2 protein-coding genes and 2 pseudogenes are annotated in these 3,557 nt (G+C 40.5%); 3 read left to right on the forward strand and 1 reads right to left on the reverse strand.

The features are described from left to right. Positions 1-155 precede the first annotated feature (155 nt). The 3 genes and pseudogenes from C1T29_RS24050 to fbp all read left to right on the forward strand — a co-directional run. Positions 156-536, forward strand: a pseudogene (locus C1T29_RS24050) (Pathogenicity island protein); the annotation flags it as partial. Positions 537-615: 79 nt separating this feature from the next. Further along, positions 616-772: pseudogene (locus C1T29_RS24055) on the forward strand (hypothetical protein). Positions 773-978: 206 nt separating this feature from the next. Further along, positions 979-2,904: a fructose-1,6-bisphosphatase gene (gene fbp / locus C1T29_RS24060; RefSeq protein ID WP_072183395.1), complete on the forward strand. Its 1,926-nt coding sequence runs from the start codon at positions 979-981 to the stop codon at positions 2,902-2,904. Positions 2,905-3,108: 204 nt separating this feature from the next. Here fbp and C1T29_RS24065 read toward each other — a convergent pair whose 3' ends face one another. After that, on the reverse strand, positions 3,109-3,450 hold the full coding sequence (locus C1T29_RS24065) for an ATP-binding protein (protein WP_208945573.1): 342 nt from the start codon (positions 3,448-3,450) through the stop codon (positions 3,109-3,111). Positions 3,451-3,557: the final 107 nt, after the last annotated feature.

Below are 3,557 nucleotides of genomic sequence, written 5' to 3' on the forward strand. Positions count from 1 at the left end.
AATATTGAAAACAAAAAGACCTACCAACGTCTAAGATTTTTAGATGAAAAATGAATATTTTGGTGATTCAATGTAATGAAATTCAGTAATTTATATATATAAGGGTTTAACAGGCAAAATATCTCTGTTAGTATGGCAACCAAAGGAGAAGGATAATGAAGCTAACCACAGTAAAATTGGCGGCCTTGGTATTCCTAGTAGGTGCCTTATCCCTCCCGGTTTTACCTATTGCAGCGAATGCTACAGAATCCCAAGCTACATACAATATTGAAAACCTCAATGATAGTGAGCTGAAGATGACGTTCGATCATGCAGATGTTCAGCTTGCTGATGGAAATGCAATATTAAAAGATCATGTAACAGGCGAAGAACAAGTTCTCCCTAAAAGCTCAACTGACAAAAATGGTGTTCCTGTTACACTACAATACGAAAAACTCGTTCATGGCGTTTTAATCAAAGTAGTAAACCAAGACTCTGGACAAACTAGCGGTACAATCAGCACCCAATCAGTTGGAAAATGTATTCTTGGGACTGGCGGCGGTGCGATGACAGGGGCTGCTGCATCTTGCTTCTAATATAGAACTCTTCTTTCATTAACTATGGAAGGTGGTCGACATGTACAAAATCATCATTCCTGCAATACTAGCCATCTTTGCGCTCTGGATACTCTTCGATTTCCCTGGAGATGAGCATCGTTAAGAATCAAATGAACTACTTTATCGTATTCATTGTCTTTTTCCTCTTTATCAAGATGGTGAAAGAAAAACAATAATAGTTTGCTTTGAACAGGAAACCAGATTTAACATCTGGTTTTTTTGTGTTTCACTTTATTCACTCGTTTCAATTGTCTCTAAAAGCAGTTATGCGGTACTATCATATAAAGGTCCAATGTTTAAAAATAATGTCATACTTTTAAATTCACCTTATCATGCACATGCTCATAAAGAGGGGTTTATTCTAAAAAGGGGATGGACGGTTTTGGAAAGCAAGTACCTAGATCTACTCGCACAAAAATACGATTGTGAAGAAAAAGTGGTAACAGAAATCATTAATTTGAAAGCGATATTGAACCTGCCAAAGGGCACTGAGCATTTTGTCAGTGATTTGCACGGGGAATATCAGGCATTCCAGCACGTGCTGCGTAATGGTTCAGGACGAGTCAAAGAGAAGATACGCGACATTTTCAGCGGTGTCATTTACGATAGAGAAATTGATGAATTAGCGGCATTGGTCTATTATCCGGAAGACAAACTGAAGTTAATCAAACATGACTTTGATGCGAAACCAGCATTAAACGAGTGGTATAAAGAAACGATTAACAGAATGATTAAGCTCGTTTCTTATTGCTCCTCCAAGTATACCCGCTCCAAATTGCGCAAAGCACTGCCTGCCCAGTTCGCTTATATTACGGAGGAGCTGCTATACAAAACAGAACAAGCTGGCAACAAGGAGCAATATTACTCCGAGATCATTGATCAGATCATTGAACTTGGCCAAGCCGATAAACTGATCACTGGTCTTGCTTACAGCGTTCAGCGATTGGTGGTCGACCATCTGCATGTGGTCGGCGATATTTACGATCGCGGACCGCAGCCGGATAGGATTATGGAAGAACTGATCAACTATCATTCTGTCGATATTCAGTGGGGAAATCACGATGTCCTTTGGATCGGCGCCTACTCCGGTTCCAAAGTATGCCTGGCCAATATTATCCGCATCTGTGCCCGCTACGACAACCTGGATATTATTGAAGACGTGTACGGCATCAACCTGAGACCGTTGCTGAACTTAGCCGAAAAATATTACGATGATAATCCAGCGTTCCGTCCAAAAGCAGACGACAACAGGCCAGAGGATGAGATTAAGCAAATCACAAAAATCCATCAAGCCATTGCCATGATTCAATTCAAGCTTGAGAGCCCGATTATCAAGAGACGGCCGAACTTTAATATGGAAGAGCGGCTGTTATTAGAGAAAATAGATTATGACAAAAATGAAATCACGCTGCACGGAAAAACATATCAACTGGAAAACACCTGCTTTGCGACGATTAATCCGGAACAGCCAGATCAGCTATTAGAAGAAGAAGCAGAAGTCATAGACAAGCTGCTATTCTCTGTCCAGCATTCCGAAAAGCTGGGCCGCCATATGAATTTTATGATGAAAAAAGGCAGCCTTTATTTAAAATATAACGGCAACCTGTTAATTCACGGCTGTATTCCTGTCGATGAAAACGGCAATATGGAGACGATGATGATTGAGGATAAACCGTATGCGGGCCGTGAGCTGCTCGATGTATTTGAACGGTTCTTACGGGAAGCGTTTGCCCACCCGGAAGAAACCGATGACCTGGCGACAGATATGGCTTGGTATTTATGGACAGGCGAGTACTCCTCCCTCTTCGGAAAACGCGCCATGACAACATTTGAGCGGTATTTTATTAAAGAGAAGGAAACGCATAAAGAAAAGAAAAACCCGTATTATTATTTACGCGAAGACGAGGCAACCTGCCGAAACATCCTGGCAGAATTCGGCCTCAATCCAGATCATGGCCATATCATCAACGGCCATACACCCGTAAAAGAAATCGAAGGAGAAGACCCAATCAAAGCAAACGGAAAAATGATCGTCATCGACGGCGGCTTCTCCAAAGCCTACCAATCCACAACAGGCATCGCCGGCTACACGCTGCTATACAACTCCTACGGCATGCAGCTCGTCGCCCATAAACACTTCAACTCCAAGGCAGAAGTCCTAAGCACCGGAACCGATGTCTTAACAGTGAAACGATTAGTGGACAAAGAGCTTGAGCGGAAGAAAGTGAAGGAAACGAATGTTGGTGAGGAACTACTGCAGGAAGTGGCTATTTTGGAGAGTTTGCGGGAGTATCGGTATATGAAGTGAGGAAGTATAGAGTTCAGAGTTGAAGATATGCTCCCCTAAAGGTAGACAGATGGAAGAGAAATCTGTTTGTCTTTGGGGAGTTATTTCAAGAAAGGACAAACGAAGTAACCACCTTACCAGACCCGTTTCCTTCTTTTTTAGAAGGACATTTTTTACACTTACTTGTTAATGATATGTTTTTTAAATTTTTCATTTCTTATGTTACTAAACTTCCTCTTCTTTTCGCCACCTCCTTATAATTTCACTAAAGGTTACTTCTTTCCATGATAAATCCCATTCCTTTTTAAAATTTACACTTTGTGATTTTGGCTCAGGGTTTGGTTTTTCCATTTTTACTATTGTTGGCATAACAACAGAATCACCAACAATTATACTTTCACCTATCCCTAAATTAGGTAATATTTCTCCAATTCCTTTAGTGCTATCTGGCAATAAACTTTTTATGTATTTTTGGTCATTTTGATTAGTGAGCCTTAATGCTACAAAGTTATTACATTGTGCGAAAACTGTCTCTGAAACTTCAGAAGGTCTTTGACTAACGACCATTAAACTTATCCCATATTTTCTTCATTCTTTAGAAATCCTTTCAATTGACTTTTTAGATGAATTATATTCAGCACCGCCTGTGCGCGGGATATAATTATTAGATTCTT

The organism is Bacillus sp. MBGLi79 (genome assembly GCF_002953915.1).